This window comes from Floricoccus penangensis (genome assembly GCF_001832885.1).
In the GTDB taxonomy this organism is placed as follows: Bacteria; Bacillota; Bacilli; order Lactobacillales; family Streptococcaceae; genus Floricoccus; species Floricoccus penangensis.
Map to the genome: position 1 here is coordinate 1 of NZ_MKIQ01000013.1, position 1,596 is coordinate 1,596.

General features: G+C 39.0%; 1 pseudogene. It reads left to right on the top strand.

The features are described 5' to 3' along the window. Positions 1-1,596 (top strand): annotated as a pseudogene (locus BG262_RS03215) (FIVAR domain-containing protein); the annotation flags it as partial.

Below are 1,596 nucleotides of genomic sequence, written 5' to 3' on the forward strand. Positions count from 1 at the left end.
CAACACGAGAAGCAGCAGCAACAAGCACTGGAACTTCATCATCAAACAACAGTGAAGCAACAGGAACAAGAACTAGAACTTCATCAAGCAACACCAGTGAATCAACAGGAACAAGCACTGGAACTTCATCAAGCAAACCAGGTGAATCAACAGGAACAAGCACTGGAACTTCATCAAGCAAACCAGGTGAATCAACAGGCACAAGTACTGGAACTTCATCAAGCAAACCAGGTGAATCAACAGGCACAAGTACAGGAACTTCATCAAGCAAACCAGGTGAATCAACAGGCACAAGTACTGGAACTTCATCAAGCAAACCAGGTGAATCAACAGGAACAAGCACTGGAACTTCATCAAGCAAACCAGGTGAATCAACAGGCACAAGCACTGGAACTTCATCAAGCAAACCAGGTGAATCAACAGGCACAAGCACTGGAACTTCATCAAGCAAACCAGGTGAATCAACAGGAACAAGTACTGGAACTTCATCAAGCAAACCAGGTGAATCAACAGGAACAAGCACTGGAACTTCATCAAGTGGAGATGGATCAACTTCTGGAAGTAGCTCAAGTACAAATGATGGTGGAAATAAACCGTTAGATCCGATTAAACCAGATCCTAGCGAACCAAATAAACCACTAGATCCAGTTAACCCAAATCCAAACCCTACTGACCCTAGTGAACCAAATAAACCACTAGATCCAGTTAATCCAAATCCAAATCCTACTGATCCTAGTGAACCAAACAAACCACTAGACCCAGTTAAACCTGAACAAAAACCTGATCCAGTTCCAACACCAGATCCTGAACCAAACCCAACTCCTGAAGATCCTGGAAAACACAAGGATGACAAGGCAGATAAGACTGGTTTAATTGAATCATATAACAAAGCATCTGAACTTGATAATACTAAGTATACTGACGATTCATGGGCTGCATTAAAAGAAGCACGTGATGAAGCTAAAAAAGTTATTGATAACAAGGACGCTACTCAGGACCAAGTAGATGCAGCTAAGAAGAAACTCGATGATGCGATGGCAGCTTTAGTTGAAAGACCAAAAGTAGCTGAAGTCAACAAAGATGAACTTAAGAATGCATTGGATGATGCGAAATCTAAGAACCCAGATGACTATACAAAAGAAACTTGGGATAAAGTTAAAGATGCATATGACGAAGCAAACAATATTTACAACGATAAAAATGCAACTCAAAAAGAAGTAGACGATGCAACTAAGAAACTTAATGATGCACTTAATGGTCTAACTGAAAAACCAGCTGATCAAAAAGTTAATAAAGATGAACTTAAGAACGCATTAGATGATGCAAAATCTAAGAACCCAGATGACTATACAAAAGAAACTTGGGATAAAGTTAAAGATGCATATGATGAAGCCAATAAAGTTTACGGTGATAAAAATGCAACTCAAAAAGAAGTAGATGACGCAACTAAGAAACTTAATGATGCACTCAATGGTCTAACTGAAAAACCAGCTGATCAAAAAGTTAATAAAGATGAACTTAAGAATGCGTTAGACAATGCTAAATCTAAAAACCCAGATGACTATACAAAAGAAACTTGGGATAAAGTCAAAGATG